7 protein-coding genes are annotated in these 18,019 nt (G+C 61.4%); 4 read left to right on the top strand and 3 right to left on the bottom strand.

Features of this window, described 5'->3' with window-relative positions; all coding sequences use genetic code 11:
• Positions 1-115: 115 nt before the first annotated feature.
• Together AC25BC_RS21130 and AC25BC_RS21125 are read left to right on the top strand one after the other, a co-directional pair.
• Positions 116-8,635, top strand: coding sequence for a glycoside hydrolase family 94 protein (locus tag AC25BC_RS21130; protein ID WP_128438342.1), 8,520 nt, complete (start codon positions 116-118; stop codon positions 8,633-8,635).
• Between the two features lie 100 nt (positions 8,636-8,735).
• The gene (locus tag AC25BC_RS21125) at positions 8,736-9,974 is read left to right on the top strand and encodes an OpgC family protein (RefSeq protein WP_128438341.1); all 1,239 of its coding nucleotides are present in this window, start codon (positions 8,736-8,738) and stop codon (positions 9,972-9,974) included.
• A gap of 50 nt (positions 9,975-10,024) precedes the next feature.
• On the opposite strand, the gene AC25BC_RS21120 is transcribed toward AC25BC_RS21125, so the two are convergent.
• From AC25BC_RS21120 to AC25BC_RS21110, 3 genes are all read right to left on the bottom strand, one after another.
• Positions 10,025-10,378, bottom strand: a complete 354-nt coding sequence (locus AC25BC_RS21120; protein ID WP_012759457.1) for a VOC family protein — start codon at positions 10,376-10,378, stop codon at positions 10,025-10,027.
• A 467-nt stretch (positions 10,379-10,845) separates the two neighbouring features.
• On the bottom strand, positions 10,846-11,220 hold the full coding sequence (locus tag AC25BC_RS21115; RefSeq protein ID WP_012759456.1) for an IS5 family transposase: 375 nt from the start codon (positions 11,218-11,220) through the stop codon (positions 10,846-10,848).
• 145 nt (positions 11,221-11,365) lie between these two features.
• Positions 11,366-13,129 carry a glucan ABC transporter ATP-binding protein/ permease gene (locus AC25BC_RS21110; RefSeq protein ID WP_012759455.1) on the bottom strand — a complete coding sequence of 588 codons (1,764 nt, stop codon included), beginning with the start codon at positions 13,127-13,129 and terminating at the stop codon, positions 11,366-11,368.
• Between the two features lie 309 nt (positions 13,130-13,438).
• Here AC25BC_RS21110 and AC25BC_RS21105 point away from each other — a divergent pair, with 309 nt between their 5' ends.
• Positions 13,439-14,194 (top strand): helix-turn-helix transcriptional regulator, encoded by a 756-nt coding sequence (locus AC25BC_RS21105; protein ID WP_012759454.1) that lies wholly within the window; start codon positions 13,439-13,441, stop codon positions 14,192-14,194.
• 217 nt (positions 14,195-14,411) lie between these two features.
• The gene (pyc, locus tag AC25BC_RS21100; protein WP_128438340.1) at positions 14,412-17,876 is read left to right on the top strand and encodes a pyruvate carboxylase; all 3,465 of its coding nucleotides are present in this window, start codon (positions 14,412-14,414) and stop codon (positions 17,874-17,876) included.
• Positions 17,877-18,019: the final 143 nt, after the last annotated feature.

The raw sequence follows: 18,019 nt of genomic DNA, 5'->3' as shown, positions 1-18,019 counted from the left end.
CCCCGGCTTCATCGATCTTTGAAGAATAGGGCTCCGTTCATGTAGCAGTCATGATAAGCAGTGCAAAAGGCTGAGCAAAACAGCCATAACTTCGTTTGGATCCAGAACCGAACCCATGTCTATTTCTCATCTTTCTCCGAGCCTTCCGCGCGAACCCGATATGAAGCAGATCGATCACAATGGTTCGATCCGTTCGACCTATCTGTCGATCGAAGACATCAAGGCGATGGGCGATGCGGTCGCCCGCAACGGCGTCGACCAGCTGCCGGCTTTCGCCCCCTTCGATTTCTTCGCGCGCCATAAGGAAAACGAGAAGGAAATCCTGCGCGTCTACCGGACAACGGCGACCGACGTCGAGGCCGGCGAGACGATCACGCCGGCGGCAGAATGGCTGCTGGACAATCACTATATCGTCGAAGAGGCGATCCAGGAGGTGCGGCGCGACTTCCCCCGCCGCTTCTACCGCGAATTGCCGACCATGGTCGTCGGCGGCGTCGAGGTACCGCGCACCCTCGTGCTTGCCTGGCTCTATGTCGCTCATACCCACAGCACGATCTCGCAGGAAAGTCTGACGGCGCTGGTCGACGGCTTCCAGGCTAGCGAGACGCTCAGGATCGGCGAACTCTGGGCGTTGCCCTCTCTGGTGCGCTACGTGCTCGTGGAAAACCTTCGCCGCATTTCGAGCCGTGTCGAAGCCAGCCGCCGGCTGCGCCGCCGCGCCAACGAGGCGGCCGACGAATTGGTGCGCCTGACCGACCCGGCCGGGGCGGCCGCCTATCTGAAGACGCTGGAACCGCTTGCCGAGGACAATACCTTCTCGACGCAGTTCCTCTATCGCCTGCGCGACGGCTCGCAGACGTCGAGCCTGGCGATCACCTGGCTCGACGAGCGGCTGGAAGAGCTCGGCCGCAACACCGAAGAGGCGACGACGGCCGAACACAGCCGGCTCTCGTCCGGCAATGTGACGATGGGCAACATCATCCGCAGCCTTCGCGAGATCGATGATGCCGAATGGTCGGTCTGGGTCGAGCAGGTCAGCCATGTCGACAAGCTGCTCTGGGAGCATTCGGATTACGGCATCCTCGATTCCGGCTCGCGCAACAAATATCGCAAGCAGATCGAGAAGCTGGCCAAGCGCTCGCCGCTGTCGGAAATGGAAATCGCCCAGCTGGCGCTCGACATGACCGATGCCGCCAAAGCCTCCGACGAGCCGCAGCCGCATGAACCGAATGTCGGCGGCTTCCTGTCAGGCGCGCAGCGGCCGAAGCTCGAGGCGCGGGCGAACTATCGTCCGACGGTCACCCAGCATTTCGTGCGCGCCGTTCGCCGGTTCAACTGGCTGGCGATTGCCGTGCCCGTCATGCTGCTGACGGTCATCGCCATGGCAATCGTCGGCAAGTTCATGGCGAATGCCGGCATGGGGGCGGTCGAAATCGCCCTGCTGCTGATCATGTTCTCAGTGCCGGCGTCGGAGGGGGCGACGGGTCTCTTCAACACCTTGCTTTCCTTCTTCGTGACACCGGCGCGCCTCGTCGGCTACGAGTTCAAGGACGGCATTCCAGAAGATGCGCGCACGCTGCTCGTCGTGCCCTGCCTGATCTCGAACCGCGACAGCGTCGACGACCACGTGCGCAATCTCGAGGTCCATTATCTCGCCAATCCGCGCGGCGAGATTTATTTCGCGATGCTCAGCGACTGGCCGGACAGCGAGGTCGAAGAAACGCCTGCCGATCTCGAGGTTCTCGATTATGCCAGGCGCGAGATCGCCAATCTCTCCGCCCGTTATGCCTATGACGGCAAGACGCGTTTCTATCTGCTGCATCGCCGCCGCCTCTATAATCCCTCGGAAGGCGTCTGGATGGGCTGGGAGCGCAAGCGCGGCAAGCTGCACGAGCTGAACATGCTTCTGCGCGGCGACCGCGACACGACCTACCTGCCGGGCGCCAATACCGTGCCAGCCAATGTACAATATGTCATGACGCTCGATGCCGATACGCGCCTGATGCGCGATGCCGTCACCAAGCTCGTCGGCAAGCTCTATCATCCGATCAACCGTCCGGTGATTAATCCGAAAACCGGCCGTGTCGAAAGCGGCTACGGCGTGCTGCAGCCGCGCGTCACCCCGTCGCTGACGACGGGCAAGGACGCGTCGGTCTTCCAGCGCGTCTTTTCGATCAACCGCGGCCTCGATCCTTACGTTTTCACCGTATCCGACGTCTATCAGGATCTCGCCGGCGAAGGCACCTTCACCGGCAAGGGCCTTTACCATGTCGATGCCTTCGAAGCGTCGCTGAAGGGCCGGATTGACGAGAACTCCGTGCTCAGCCACGATCTTCTCGAAGGCTCGATGGCGCGTTGCGCGCTCGTTACCGATCTCGAACTGGTGGAGGATTTCCCGATCCGCTACGAGGTGGAAACCTCGCGCCAGCATCGCTGGGCGCGCGGCGACTGGCAGCTTCTCCCCTACATGTTCAATCCAAAATATGGCGTCACGGCACTCGGCCGCTGGAAGATGTCCGACAATCTGCGCCGCTCGCTGACGCCGATCGCCTGGTTCTTCGCCTCCGTGCTCGGCTGGTATTTCATGGGTCCGCTCGGCGCGCTCATCTGGCAGATTCTGCTGATCTTCTGCCTCTTCGTCGCGCCGACGCTATCGCTCATCAACGGCATCATCCCGCGCACCAGCGATATCATCGCCCGCGCCCATCTCTATACGGTCTGGGCCGATATCACGGCTGCCAATGCGCAGGTTGCGCTGCGCATCGTCTTCATCGCCGATTCGGCTTGCATGATGGCGGATGCGATCGGCCGGTCGCTCTACCGCCTGTTCGTCAGCCGCAAGCTGATGCTGCAGTGGCGGACCGCCGCCAGCGTTCAGGCCGGCGGCCAGGGCACGCTGATTTCCTATTACAAGGCGATGTGGCATGCACCGGCGCTGGCGCTGCTGGCGCTCGGTTTTGCCGCTCTTCCCGGCGACAACGCCTTCCTCGTCGGCATTCCCTTCGCGCTGCTGTGGATCCTGTCGCCTGTTGTCGCCTGGTATGTCAGCCAGTCGGCGGAGACCGAGGACCGGCTCGAGGTCGCCGATTCCGTGTCGAGCGAACTGCGCAAGATCGCCCGGCGCACTTGGCGTTATTTCGAAACTTTCACGACCGCCGAGCAGAACTATCTGCCGCCTGACAATATCCAGGAAACGCCGCATGTGATCGTCGCGGCGCGCACCTCGCCGACCAATATCGGCGTCTATCTGCTTTCCGTCGTTTCCGGCCGGCATTTCGGCTGGTTCTCCTTCGAGGAGACGCTCGAGCGGCTGGAGCAGACGATCGCGACGATCGACAAAATGGAGAAATTCCGCGGTCACCTGTTCAACTGGTACCACACCGATACGCTGCAGACGCTTGGGCCCCGTTACGTCTCTGCCGTCGACAGCGGCAATCTCGCCGGCCATCTGATCGCCATTTCGTCGGCCTGCCGCAACTGGGCCGAGGCGCCGTCCGCTCATATGCAGGGCAATCTCGACGGCGTCGGCGACACGGCCGGCATTCTCCGCGAAGTGCTGGCGGACCTGCCCGATGACCGCAAGACCGTGCGCCCGCTGCGCCGGCGCCTGGAGGAGCGCATCGTCGGCTTCCAGAACGCGCTTGCCGCCGTCAAGCGCGAGCACGAATTTGCCTCGATCCGCATCATCAACCTCGCGGTTCTCGCGCGCGATATCGAGAAGCTCGCCGCCAATCTCGACCATGAGGTCAAGTCGAAGCAGAGCGAAGAGGTCACCCAATGGGCGGCATCGCTGGTGAAGGTCTGCGAGGCGCATATTTCCGACAGCACCTTCGACCTTTCCAAAGTCGATGCACTGAGGCCGCGTCTGGTGGCGCTGCGCGACAAGGCGCGCGACCTCGCCTTCTCGATGGATTTCGGCTTCCTGTTCCGGCCGGAGCGGCGTCTGCTGTCGATCGGCTATCGCGTCGAAAGCGGTGAACTCGATCAGGCCTGCTATGACCTTCTCGCCTCGGAATGCCGCCTGACCAGCCTCTTCGGCATCGCCAAGGGCGACCTGCCGACGGAACACTGGTACCGCCTCGGCCGCCAGGTCGTGCCCGTCGGCTCGCGCGGTGCGCTGGTGTCCTGGTCCGGCTCGATGTTCGAATATCTGATGCCGCCGCTCGTCATGCAGGAGCGCGGCGGGGGTATTCTCAACCAGACCAACAATCTGGTCGTCGTCGAGCAGATGAATTACGCCCGCAAGCTCGGTATTCCCTGGGGCATTTCGGAAGCTGCCTTCAATGCCCGCGACCATAACCTCAATTATCAGTACACGAATTTCGGCGTGCCGACGCTCGGCCTGAAGCGCGGTCTCGGCCACAATGCCGTTATCGCGCCCTATGCCTCGCTGCTTGCCAGCCAATACGATCCGCCGGCTGCGCTGGAAAACCTGCAGAGGCTGCGCAAGCTCGGCGCACTCGGCAAGTTCGGCTTCCACGACGCCGTCGACTTCACGCCGACGCGCGTGCCGGAAGGCAAGAAATGCGCGGTGGTCTACAATTATTATGCCCACCATCACGGCATGTCGATCGCGGCGGTTGCCAATGTCGCCTTCAACGGTCATCTGCGCGAACTCTTCCACGCCGATCCTGTCATCGAGGCGGCGGAACTGCTGCTGCAGGAAAAGGCGCCGCGCGACATTCCCGTCATGAGCGGCAAGCACGAATCCGATACGCCCGCCAGCATCCAGGACGATCTCCTGCGGCCGGAACTCAGGAAGATCAGCGATCCGGCTTCGCGCGACCGCGAACTCGTCTTCCTGTCGAACGGCCATTATTCGGTGATGCTGACGGCGACGGGCGCCGGTTATTCCCGCTGGAACAATCTTTCCGTTTCCCGTTGGAAGCCTGATCCGACTGAAGACCGCTGGGGCAGTTTCATCTTCCTGCGTGATACCGCCACCAACGAATGGTGGTCGGCGACATCAGAGCCGAAGGGCGTCGAAGGCGAAAAGACCATGGTCGAATTCGCCGACGAGAAGGCGCAGTTCACCAAGATTGTCGGCGACCTCACAAGCGAGGTGGAGTGCATCGTCGCCACCGAGCATGATGCCGAGGCCCGTCGTGTTACGCTGCTCAACATGGGCACGGAAGACCGTTTCATCGAGGTCACCTCCTATCTCGAGCCGGTGATCACCTCCGACGATACCGACAATGCGCATCCGGCATTTGCCCGCATGTTCGTCAAGACAGAGATCGGCAAGCGCGGCGACGTCATCCGTGCCGAACGCAACAAGCGCGATCCGAACGAGCCGAACATCAGCATCGCACATCTGATCGTCGACAATGCCGGCGACACCCGCCATACCGAATTCGAGACCGACCGGCGCAAGTTCATCGGCCGTGGCCGCAGTCTTGCCGATGCGGCCGCCTTCGACCCGGGCGCTACGCTTTCCGGCAGCGACGGCTTCATGCTCGATGCCGTGATGTCGCTGCGTCGCACCGTCCGCGTACCGGCCGGCAAGAAAGTCAGCGTGATCTTCTGGACGATTGCGGCGCCAAGCCGCGAGGAAGTCGACAAGGCGGTCAATCGCTACCGTCATCCCGACGCCTTCACCCACGAGCTCGTCCAGGCCTGGACACGCACGCAGGTGCAGATGCGCCATGTCGGCGTCACCTCCCAGCAGGCGGCGGCCTTCCAGCATCTTGGACGCTATCTCGTCTATCCTGATATGCAACTGCGCAAGGACGAGGCGACCGTCGAGGCCGGCCTGCAGTCGCAATCGGCGCTCTGGCCGCTGGCAATCTCCGGCGACTTCCCGATCTTCACGCTGCGCATTAACGACGACATGGATCTCGACATCGCCCGCGAGGCGCTGCTGGCGCAGGAATATCTGCGCTCGCGCGGCGTCACCGCCGATCTCGTCATCATGAACGAACGCGCTTCGTCCTATGCGCAGGACATGCAGCATGCGCTTGACGCCATGTGCGAAAACGTACGTCGCATGGGCCAGGCCGACGGGTTGCGCCAGCATATCTTTGCGGTTCGCAAGGACCTGATGGAGGAAGCCACTTATCATGCGCTGATCGCGGCTTCCCGCGTCACGCTGCACACCAAGAACGGCAAGGTGGTCGACGAGATCAACCGCGCCGTCGCGCTGTTTGCACCCTCGAAGGAGGAACTGCAGGAGATGGAACGGGCCGAGCGCAACAAGGCCCCCGTCAAGCGTATTGCGCCGGTGCCGCCACCTGTCGTGCCCGCCGTCGTCATCGAGGAGGAAGGCGATCTCGACTTCTGGAACGGCATCGGCGGCTTTGCCCGCGACGGACGCGAATATGTCGTTCGGCTGCCTGGAGGTCATGCGACGCCGCAGCCCTGGATCAATGTCATTTCCAACGACAGCTTCGGCTTCCACGTGTCGGCCGAGGGCTCGGGCTTCACCTGGAGCGTCAATTCGCGCGACTATCAGCTGACCTCCTGGTCGAACGATGCAGTGGTCAACCGTTCGGGCGAGGCGTTCTATCTCACCGATCTGGACAGCGGTGCTGTCATGACGCCGTTCGCAGCGCTTTCCCGCCGTCCGGACATCCGTTTCGAAGCCCGCCACGGGCTCGGCTATTCCGTCTTCTCCAGCGTTCAGCACGATATCGCGCTCGAGCTGACGCAGACGATCGACCGCGAAAAGCCGGTGAAACTGCAACGCCTGCGCCTGCGCAACACCGGTTCGACCAGTCGCAAGCTGCGTCTCTACGGCTATGTCGAATGGATCCTCGGCAGCAATCCGGGACGCACGGTGCCTTTCATCCTGTCGAGCCATGATGAGGAGACGGGGGCGCTATTTGCCACCAATCCCTACAGCATCGATTTTTCCAACCGTACTGCCTTCTTCGCGGCGAGCGAGACGCTTTCGAGTTTCTCGGCAAGCCGGCGCGAATTCATCGGCAAGGCGGGGACGATCCAGGCACCGCAGGCCGTCATTTCCGCCGCCGCCCTTTCCGGCGCGACCGAACTCGACGGTGATCCGGCCGCGGCGCTTGCTATCGACATCGAGCTCGGCGCCGGCGAGGAGCGCGACTTCACCTTCTTCCTCGGCGATACCCCGACGGAAGAAGAAGCGCGGACTGTTATCGCCGATATCCGCAAGGCTTCGTTCGACGAGACCGTCGAGGCAAACCGCGCCTTCTGGCGGGATTTCACCGGCAGGCTGCAGATATCGACTCCGGATCGCGGGATGAACAATCTCGTCAACACCTGGCTGCCGTATCAGAGCCTCGGCTGCCGCATCATGGCCCGCACCGCCTTCTACCAGGCAAGCGGCGCCTTCGGCTTCCGCGACCAGCTGCAGGACACGCTGGCCTTCGTGCTGCACGAACCCTCGCTTGCCCGCCGGCAGATCCTGAATGCCGCTTCGCGGCAATTCCGTGAAGGCGACGTACAGCATTGGTGGTTGCCGGGAACGGGTGCGGGCGTGCGCACGCTGATCTCCGACGACGTCGTCTGGCTCGCTTACGCGATCCATCACTATTGCAGCGTCACCGGCGACAAAAACGTCCTCGATGAGGAGATCGCCTTCCTGGAAGGGCCAGCACTGCTCGAAGGCCAGCACGACTCGTTCTACAAGCCGGAAATTTCCGAGGACAAGGCGAGCGTCTACGAACACGCGGCGCTGGCGCTCGATCTTGCCATCGCTCGCAAGGGGGCAAACGGCCTGCCGCTGTTCCTCGGCGGCGACTGGAACGACGGGATGAACCGCGTCGGCATCGGCGGGCGCGGCACCAGCGTCTGGCTCGGCTGGTTTCTGGCGGGCGCATTGCGCTCCTTCATTCCCTATGCCGAAGAGCGTGGCGACACGGCCCGCATGGAGCGCTGGGCGGCGCATCTTACTGAGCTCAAGAAGGCGCTCGAAACTGCGGCCTGGGACGGCGGCTATTATCGCCGCGGCACGTTCGACGACGGTGCACTGCTTGGCTCCAGGGAAAGCCCGGAATGCCGGATCGATTCGATCGCGCAGTCCTGGAGCGTGCTGTCGGGCGAGGGCGATCCGGACCGCGCCGTCACGGCGATGGAGGCTGTGCTCGACCAACTGGTCGACGAGGATGCCCGCATCATCCGGCTGTTCACGCCGCCTTTCGTCAATTCTGCCAGGGATCCTGGCTATATCAAGGCCTATCCGCCGGGTGTGCGTGAAAATGGCGGGCAATATACCCATGCGGCGACCTGGGTGGTGATGGCGCTGGCGGAGCTGAAGCGGGGCGACGATGCCTTCCGCTGCTTCCAGATCCTCAATCCGATCACCCATGCGCTCGACAAGGCTTCAGCGGAGCAATACCGCGTCGAACCCTATGTCGTGGCGGCCGACGTCTACGGAAACGAGCCTTATACGTCACGCGGCGGCTGGACCTGGTATACCGGGTCAGCCGGCTGGCTCTACCGCGCCGCCGTCGAGGGCATCCTCGGTATCCGGCTGAAGGATGGTCGGCTCTATGTGCGCCCGTCGCTCCCGTCGGAATGGGACGGTTTTGCGGCAGAGGTGGAGCAAGGCGGCGGGAAATACCGCATTTCGGTCTCAAAAGCGTCCAATGACAGCGGCTACACTCTGGCAATCAACGGCTGCGAAGTCACCGATCCCGAAGAGGGATATCCGCTCGGATAACAGCGTTCTCCACGCTGAAAAACACGGCGATTCGCGACGGCCAAAAGGGAACCCTTTTGGCCGTCGTCGCGTTTGCAAATCGGATAATAAGGAGAAACCCATGGCAAGCACGCCGACCCAAGCCATCGTCACGGGGCGCAGTTCCCTATCCGCAGCTGCGCCGGTGCGTGACACGAGGCTCGACGTCTTGCGCGGCGTGGCGCTGATCATGATCTTCATCAATCATGTTCCCGGACAGATCTTCGAATATGTGACGACGAAGAATTTTGGTTTTTCCGATGCCGCCGAAGCCTTCGTGCTGATCTCGGGCATTGCCGTCGGCCTTGCCTATGGGTCCCGCTTCCAGCCGGGCAACCGGCTGACGGTGGCGATCAAGGCGGTAAAGCGCGCCTTCACGCTCTATCTCGCCCATATGATCACCACCTTCATGACGCTGGCGCTCTTCATCTGCGGTGCCTGGCTGTTCCATCGGCCGGGCTTGCTGGTCGAGATTAATATCCTGGCGGTTCTGATGAACCTGAAGGAAGGCATTCCGGCGCTGCTCCTGCTCGGCCACCAGATCGGCTACAACAATATCCTGCCGATGTACGGGGCGCTGATGCTGATGGTGCCGATTATCCTGCTGTTGAATGCGCGCAGCCCTTGGCTGGCGCTCGGCGTCTCGGCTACGGTCTGGCTGCTTGCGGGAATCTATGAAGTGGCGCCGCACAACATGCTGATCGAGAGCTACTGGTTCCTCAATCCGCTCTCCTGGCAGTTCCTGTTTTCGATCGGCATCGTCTCGATGCTGCATATCAAGCGCGGCGGCACGATCCCGCAGCACCCGCTGCTGCTGACGGTCGCTGCCGGTTACGTCGTGCTGTCCTTCATCTGGGTGACCGGCCATCTCTGGATTTTCGGCAACTCGCTGGCAGCACTCGGCCTGCCGACTGTCATCACCGGTTTCGACAAGACCTTCCTGTCGCTGCCGCGGCTGCTGCACGTTCTGGCGCTGACCTACCTCGTTATCAGCATTCCCGCGCTCTCGCGTATCCTGCGCCGTCCTGTGGGCCATCCGCTGACGATCCTCGGCCGCCATTCGCTGAACATCTTCGTCGCCGGCACGATCCTCGCCATGATCGGCCAGGTGGTGCTCTACATCACCAACAAGGACCAACTGGTCGGTCCGCTCTTCGTGATTGCAGGGATCGCGATACAATTCGCCTATGCCTATTATCTCGAGCGCAAACGTCAGCAGGGCAAGGTTAAGGGGAAACTCGTCACCGATACCGCCACCATCCCCGTTCCCGTCCGCATTGGCGGAACGGCAAATGCCTATCGCCAGAATGATCGGAAATAGGGCTGGGATTTTGCTCGACATGAAGGAGCCGGTGGCCGATGGCCGCCGGCTCAATTTTTATGCATGAGGATGTTCACCAACTTGCCGAAGGGATCTCGGACATAAAAGCGTCTGACGCCCCAAGGCTCATCGGCCGGGCCGTACTCGATCGGGAAGCCTGAAGCCGACATCGCCTCGAAAGCGTCATCGAGGTCATCAACCTCGATCGAGAGGTCCGGCACCTCCGTTCCGGAACCGCCTTCACTGGCGATGCTGAGCTGAATATTCATTGAGCGTGCGGCGCCGAACGTCGTGATCCAGCCGTGGTCCATGATGACGTCAAGACCGAGGATATCCTGATAGAAGCGCCGGGCCGGGGTGATATCCGCTGCCTGGATATTGGCGACGATGCGCAGGACCTTCATGGGTTTTCTCCCTATGCTCCGTTGACTGGCGAAGGATAGGGAAGATCGGCGGGGTGATCAATCATGTGGGTTGGAGCGGAGATGTTGTGCCGTGCACTACCCCCTCTGCCCTGCCGGGCATTTCCCCCGACAGGTGTACGGTCTTGATGCATACGTGACAGATGTTCGGAGACATGCCTGACACTTCCGCGATGATTTGTCGGGAGGTTCGGCATGGTTTGGCGGAGAGATGCGCGGCGGGGCGCGACGCCCGTCTCTCGGTTTTTCGAGAACGGTCTGAGGCTATGACTGCCTCGGCTTCCATCTTTGCGATCGTTGCGCGCAAGGCATTGCTGTCATAGGCTTTATCGCCCAGATGGCTTGAGCTGTCTGGTTATTGAGCTTGCGTGATGTCGCGACCTGGCCGGCCATCGTGATGAAGAGCAGGGGCGCTCGAGCGTATCGACCGGCATATGGGCCTTGGGCCGTCAGTCCACCTCTGGAACGCCCCAGCGCCTGATCCTTGGCCCCCCTTTTCCGCTCACCGCCTGTTGATGGGCACGCACGATGGTACTGTCGATCATTAAGTACTGATTGTCCCGGTCAGCAGTGAGGGCATCAAAGACCCGCTCCCATACGCCGGCATGGCACCAACGACTGAACCGGCGATGGACCGTCTTCCGCTTGCCGTAGCGCCCCGGCAGGTCCTGCCAGTGTGCGCCCGAGCGCAGAATCCACAAACATCCGTTCACAAACGTCCGGTTGTCTACTCCCGTTCGACCCGGATCGCTGGATTTGTCTGGCAACAAAGGCGCAATTCTCGACCATTGCGCCTCGTTCAACTCGTATCGCTTCACGCCCATCAAAGGCCTCCGTGCTGCACACGGTACCTTATGAATCAGTGATCAACCGATTTGGGAATCCGGAATGTCGATCGGTCCTCAGCCCCAGAGCAAACGAAAAGGCCAGAAGGAGTTACCCTTCCGGCCTATCTCGAACCCAAACCGATCAGGCGGCTTCGGTGGTATGGGCCTTGCGGACCTCTTCGTCCGTCAGGATGCCGCTGGCGCGCAGCAGGGCGGCGAAGCGGCCGTTGCTGTGGCTGAGTTCGTCGAAGCTGCCCTGTTCGACGACACGGCCGTCATCCAGGAAGAGCACCATATCGGCTTCGCGGACCGTCGACAGGCGGTGGGCGATGATGAAGGTGGTGCGGTTCTGGCGCAGATTGTCGATTGCGGCCTTGACGCGGTTTTCGGTTTCGACGTCGAGCGCCGAGGTCGCCTCGTCGAGCACCAGGATCGGCGCGTCCTTGAGGATGGCGCGGGCAATCGCGATGCGCTGGCGCTCGCCGCCGGAGAGCTTGTTACCGCGTTCACCGACATGCGTATCGTAGCGATCTTCACGGGTCTCGATGAAGTCGGCGGCGGCGGCGGCTTCGGCCGCACGGCGCATTTCCTCTTCGCTGGCGCCTTCGCGACCAAGGCGGATATTGTCGCTGATCGAACGGTTCAGCAGGCCCGCATCCTGGAAGACGGTGGCGATGTGGCGACGCAGCGACTTGCGGGTCACCTTGGTGATATCGGTGCCGTCGACGAGGATCTTGCCGCCTTGGGCATCATAGACACGCTGCAGCAGGTTGACGAGGGTCGTCTTGCCGGCGCCGGTCGGGCCGACGATCGCGACCGTCTGGCCTGCCTTCACCGAGAAGGAGACGTTGTGCAGGCCCTGTGAGCTGTTGCCGAAGCCGAAGGAGACGTCGCGGAATTCGATCGCACCCTTGACGTCCTTGATCTCGCCGTTGCCGGCCGGCTCTTCACGTTCACGTACCGAGTCTTCCAGCGCATAGAATTCCTCAAGCTTGGAACGGGCCTCGAAAATCTGCGTAGCGAACTGGCGCATCAGGTCGAGACGGCCGATCAACAGGTTGGCAAAGCCGATGAAGGCGATGACTTCGCCGACGCGCAGCTGGCCGGCCTGGACGAGCATGGTGCCGATGATCAGAACCACCATCATCGCGATGGTCGACGCCATGCGGTTCAGTGCGCCGGCGATCGCCCACCAGTCGAGCACCGGATACTGGGCTTCGAGCAGACGGTCGGCGAAGGATTTCAGCGCCCTGGTTTCGGCCTCGATGCGGTTGTAGCTGTGCAGGACAGAAACGTTGCTAATCGAGTCGCTGACATGCGAGAAGACGGTGTGATAATGGTTCTCGACCGAAGCCTGGCCGTCCTTGGTGCGGCTCATGACGACGCGGCCGATCAGCCAATAGGCGATGGCGAGCACCATGAGTACTGCGGAAAGGCGCAGATCCATCGACATTGCGGTCGGTATCAGAAGGGCAAGCGCGATGACCGTCGACAAGTGGTTGCGCATGAATTCCAGCCAGAGGCCGAACAGTGTCTCGCAGGCGCGCAGCAACGTATGCAGCGCGTTAGAGGTGCCGCGCTGATGATGCCAGCCGAGCGGCATGGAAATGATGCGGCCGAAGGCTTCCGTCAACAGCGTCGCTCGCCGGCCATGGGCCAGCCTGTCGGCCTCGCGGGCCACCAGAACGAAGGCAATGGTGTTGAAGACGGCGAAAGTCGCCCACATGAAGAGGATGGGCTTGACCTCACCCTTGCCCGAAATCGCATCGATGATGCGACCGAACAGGATCGGCTCCGCGATGGTGATCGTCGCAAGAACAATGTTTGCGACAACGACTAGGGATACGCGCAGCTTGTAGGCGCCAAGATAGCGCAGAGCCCTTGCATAGACCTTGAATAGCGTCACGTCGAACCTCTTGTGCATCTGCGAAAACGGGATGATGCAATGCTACAAAAGGCTACCTGAACGGGCGATTAACGGAGTATTCAGGGTTCGATCGATGTGATGATTGCCGCGATCATATTATGGCAGGATCCGACGAGTGGCCATGACGCCGAAATTGCCGCCTGACTATATCTCGCAACAATTTGCGCTTGCATTTTATTAAATGTTTAGCGCAGCATTAAATTACAGACTGCATTTATTGAATAAGACCGTTTCGCGACCAGTTTGACCAGCCGCCAGCGGCATCAGGTCCGGGCAAGGGGCATTTTTGTGAATATTAATTCGTTAATTCAATTGCTTGTAATTCTGGAAGAATGCTCAAATCCTGAAGCTGTCATCACCGAACTGGAGCAGATCCTCCGCGGTTGCGGCTTCGAATATTACGGCTTGCCGCACCATTTGCCGCAGAGCCCGCTGCAGCAGAATCCAGAGCCTTGGGCTGCGGCGCTTGCCGGCCGCTGGCCGGAACAATGGCCGCAAATATATGCCGCGAAAAAATATGCGCTGATCGATCCGATGGTGCGCTATCTCGCCCATGCGCAGCGGCCTTTCCGCTGGCGAGAGGCGATGGCGGCCTTCCGCAAGGACGCCTATCATCGGCGCATGGAGCAGATGATGGTCGATGCCTTCGGGCACGGGTTGGAGGACGGCTACATCTTTCCCATCCACGGACGCAGCGGCATTCTCGGCAGCCTTAGTCTCGCCGGCAAGCCGATCGAGCTGTCGCCGGTGGAAATCGCATTGCTGGAGGCGGTGGCGCGCAAGGCCTTCTGGCGGTTGCTCGATCTGAAAGGTGAGGCGCAGGCACTGGAAACCGTGCTGCCGGCCGATACGCCGCTGACACGGCGCGAGATGGAAATCCTGCATTATCTCGCCGAAGGCATGACTTCGATGGAGATCAGCAAGATGCTGAAGATCTCAAACCACACCGTCGACTGGTATATGAACGGCCTACAGGACAAGCTGAAGGCGAAAAACAGGCAGCATGCGGTGGCGCTTGCCTTCCGTCATGGCCTGATAAGGTAGAGAAACTCCGCTTCTCATCGAAGCGGAATTGCTCTGGTTTTTTATTTTTGCGCAACTCCGAACGGAAAACCGCTTCGCACTTTTCGCGGAGTTGCTCCAGCATGTCGAAAAATTGCATTTCGCAGTCGCAAGATAAATTGAACTTTCTGTGACAAGAAGTTAAGAATTTCCTTCGCGGGTGCAGCAATCCCGCGTCTGAACGTCTGAGGAGACCGTTTTGCCCATTTCCAAGATTCTCGTTGCCAATCGCTCTGAAATTGCCATCCGCGTGTTCCGCGCGGCCAACGAGCTTGGAATAAAAACCGTGGCGATCTGGGCGGAAGAGGACAAGCTGGCGCTGCACCGCTTCAAGGCGGACGAGAGCTACCAGGTCGGCCGCGGCCCGCATCTGTCCAAGGACATGGGCCCGATCGAGAGCTATCTGTCGATCGAGGAGGTGATCCGCGTTGCGAAACTCTCCGGCGCCGATGCCATCCATCCCGGCTACGGCCTGCTGTCGGAAAGCCCCGAATTCGTCGATGCCTGCAACAAGGCCGGCATCATCTTCATCGGCCCGAGGGCCGATACGATGCGCCAGCTTGGCAATAAGGTTGCGGCGCGCAACCTGGCGATCTCGGTCGGCGTTCCCGTGGTGCCGGCCACCGGGCGGCTGCCGGAGGACATGGCCGAAGTGGCGAAGATGGCGGAGGGGATTGGCTACCCCGTCATGCTGAAGGCCTCCTGGGGCGGCGGCGGGCGCGGCATGCGCGCGATCCGCGATCCAAAGGATCTCGCCCGCGAGGTGACGGAAGCCAAACGCGAGGCGATGGCGGCCTTCGGCAAGGACGAGGTCTATCTGGAAAAGCTCGTCGAGCGCGCCCGCCATGTCGAAAGCCAGGTTCTCGGCGATACGCACGGCAATGTCGTGCATCTCTTCGAGCGTGACTGCTCGATCCAGCGTCGCAACCAGAAGGTCGTCGAGCGCGCGCCAGCGCCCTATCTCTCGGAGGCGCAACGCCAGGAACTCGCCGCCTATTCGCTGAAGATCGCGGCCGCGACCAATTATGTCGGCGCCGGTACCGTCGAGTATCTGATGGATGCCGATACCGGCAAATTTTACTTCATCGAAGTCAATCCGCGTATCCAGGTCGAGCATACGGTGACCGAAGTCGTCACCGGCATCGACATCGTCAAGGCGCAGATCCACATCCTCGACGGTTTTGCGATCGGCACGCCGGAATCGGGCGTGCCGCGCCAGGAGGATATCCGTCTCAACGGCCATGCGCTGCAGTGCCGCATCACCACGGAAGATCCGGAGCATAATTTCATTCCGGATTACGGCCGCATCACCGCCTATCGCTCGGCGTCCGGTTTCGGCATCCGCCTCGATGGCGGCACCTCCTATTCGGGTGCAATCATCACCCGCTTTTACGATCCGCTTCTCGTCAAGGTCACGGCATGGGCGCCCAATCCATCCGAAGCGATCGCCCGCATGGACCGGGCGCTGCGCGAATTCCGTATTCGCGGCGTGGCAACCAACCTGACCTTCCTCGAAGCGATCATCGGCCATCCGAAATTCCGGGATAACAGCTACACGACACGCTTCATCGACACGACGCCGGAACTCTTCCAGCAGGTCAAGCGCCAGGATCGCGCCACGAAGCTCCTGACCTATCTCGCCGATGTCACCGTCAATGGCCATCCCGAGGCCAAGGATAGGCCGAGGCCGCTGGAAAACGCTGCCGAGCCGGTGGTTCCCTACGCCAACGGCAATGCGGTCAAGGATGGTACAAAGCAGCTCCTCGACACGCTCGGCCCGAAGAAATTCGGCGAATGGATGCGCAACGAGAAGCGCGTGCTTTTGACCGACACGACGATGCGCGACGGCCACCAGTCGCTGCTCGCCACCCGCATGCGCACCTATGACATCGCCCGTATTGCCGACACCTATGCGCATGCGCTGCCGAACCTTCTGTCGCTCGAATGCTGGGGCGGCGCGACCTTTGACGTCTCCATGCGCTTTCTGACCGAGGATCCGTGGGAACGCCTGGCGCTGATCCGTGAGGGCGCCCCGAACCTTCTGCTGCAGATGCTGCTGCGCGGCGCCAACGGCGTCGGCTACACCAATTATCCCGATAATGTCGTCAAATATTTCGTCCGCCAGGCAGCCAGAGGCGGCATCGATCTGTTCCGCGTGTTCGATTGCCTGAACTGGGTGGAGAACATGCGCGTCTCGATGGATGCCATTGCCGAGGAGAACAAGCTCTGCGAGGCGGCAATCTGCTATACCGGCGATATCCTGAACTCGGCGCGTCCGAAATACGATCTGAAATACTACACCGATCTTGCAGTCGAGCTCGAGAAGGCAGGCGCGCATATCATCGCGCTCAAGGATATGGCGGGCCTTCTCAAACCTGCGGCTGCGAAGGTTCTGTTCAAGGCGCTGCGTGAGGCGACCAGCCTGCCGATCCATTTCCACACGCATGATACATCGGGTATTGCGGCCGCGACCGTTCTTGCCGCCGTCGATGCCGGCGTCGATGCCGTCGATGCGGCCATGGACGCACTTTCCGGCAATACCTCGCAGCCCTGTCTCGGTTCGATCGTCGAGGCGTTGCGCGGTACGGAGCGTGATCCGGGCCTCGATCCGGAATGGATCCGCCGTATCTCCTTCTATTGGGAAGCGGCGCGTAACCAATATGCCGCCTTCGAAAGCGATCTGAAGGGGCCGGCATCCGAAGTCTATCTGCACGAAATGCCGGGCGGCCAGTTCACCAACCTCAAGGAACAGGCCCGCTCGCTCGGCCTCGAGACCCGCTGGCATCGGGTGGCGCAGGCCTATGCCGACGCCAACCAGATGTTCGGCGATATCGTCAAGGTGACGCCGTCTTCCAAGGTCGTCGGCGACATGGCGCTGATGATGGTGTCCCAGGACCTGACGGTCGCCGATGTCGTCAGCCCCGACAAGGAAGTCTCCTTCCCGGAATCGGTGGTCTCGATGCTGAAGGGCGATCTCGGCCAGCCGCCGTCGGGATGGCCCGAAGCGCTGCAGAAGAAGGCGCTGAAGGGCGACAAGCCCTATACCGTGCGCCCCGGCTCGCTGCTCAAGGAGGCTAATCTCGATGCGGAGCGCAAAGTTATCGAGACGAAACTCGAGCGCGAGGTCAGCGACTTCGAATTTGCCTCCTACCTGATGTATCCGAAGGTCTTCACCGACTTCGCGCTCGCCTCCGATACCTACGGCCCGGTCTCGGTGCTGCCGACGCCCGCCTATTTCTACGGTCTCAAGGACGGCGAGGAACTGTTTGCCGATATCGAGCGCGGCAAGACGCTCGTCATCGTCAACCAGGCGATGAGCGCCACCGACAGCCAGGGCATGGTGACCATCTTCTTCGAGCTCAATGGCCAGCCGCGCCGCATCAAGGTGCCGGACCGGGCCCATGGGGCGACGGGTGCGGCCGTCCGCCGCAAGGCCGAACCGGGCAATGCCGTTCATGTCGGCGCGCCGATGCCGGGTGTCATCAGCCGTGTCTTCGTCTCGCCCGGCCAGGCCGTCAATGCCGGCGACGTGCTCGTCTCGATCGAGGCGATGAAGATGGAAACGGCGCTGCATGCGGAAAAGGATGGCACGATTTCCGAAGTGCTGGTACGGACCGGCGATCAGATCGATGCCAAGGACCTGCTCGTCGTCTACGCAGGCTGAAGCGCTGCCATCCTTGGCAAAGGCGCCCATCGGCCGGCTTTTCGAGCGGGCTCCATTCACTCGATTGTGTACGATCGGCCTGTCAAAAAGCTGATTTTTCGAAGCCTTCGCGCCTTGCCCGGCGCGGAGGCTTTCTCATAAGC

Source organism: Rhizobium sp. WSM409, from assembly GCF_057653825.1.
This window is presented reverse-complemented; position numbering and strand designations above follow the sequence as displayed.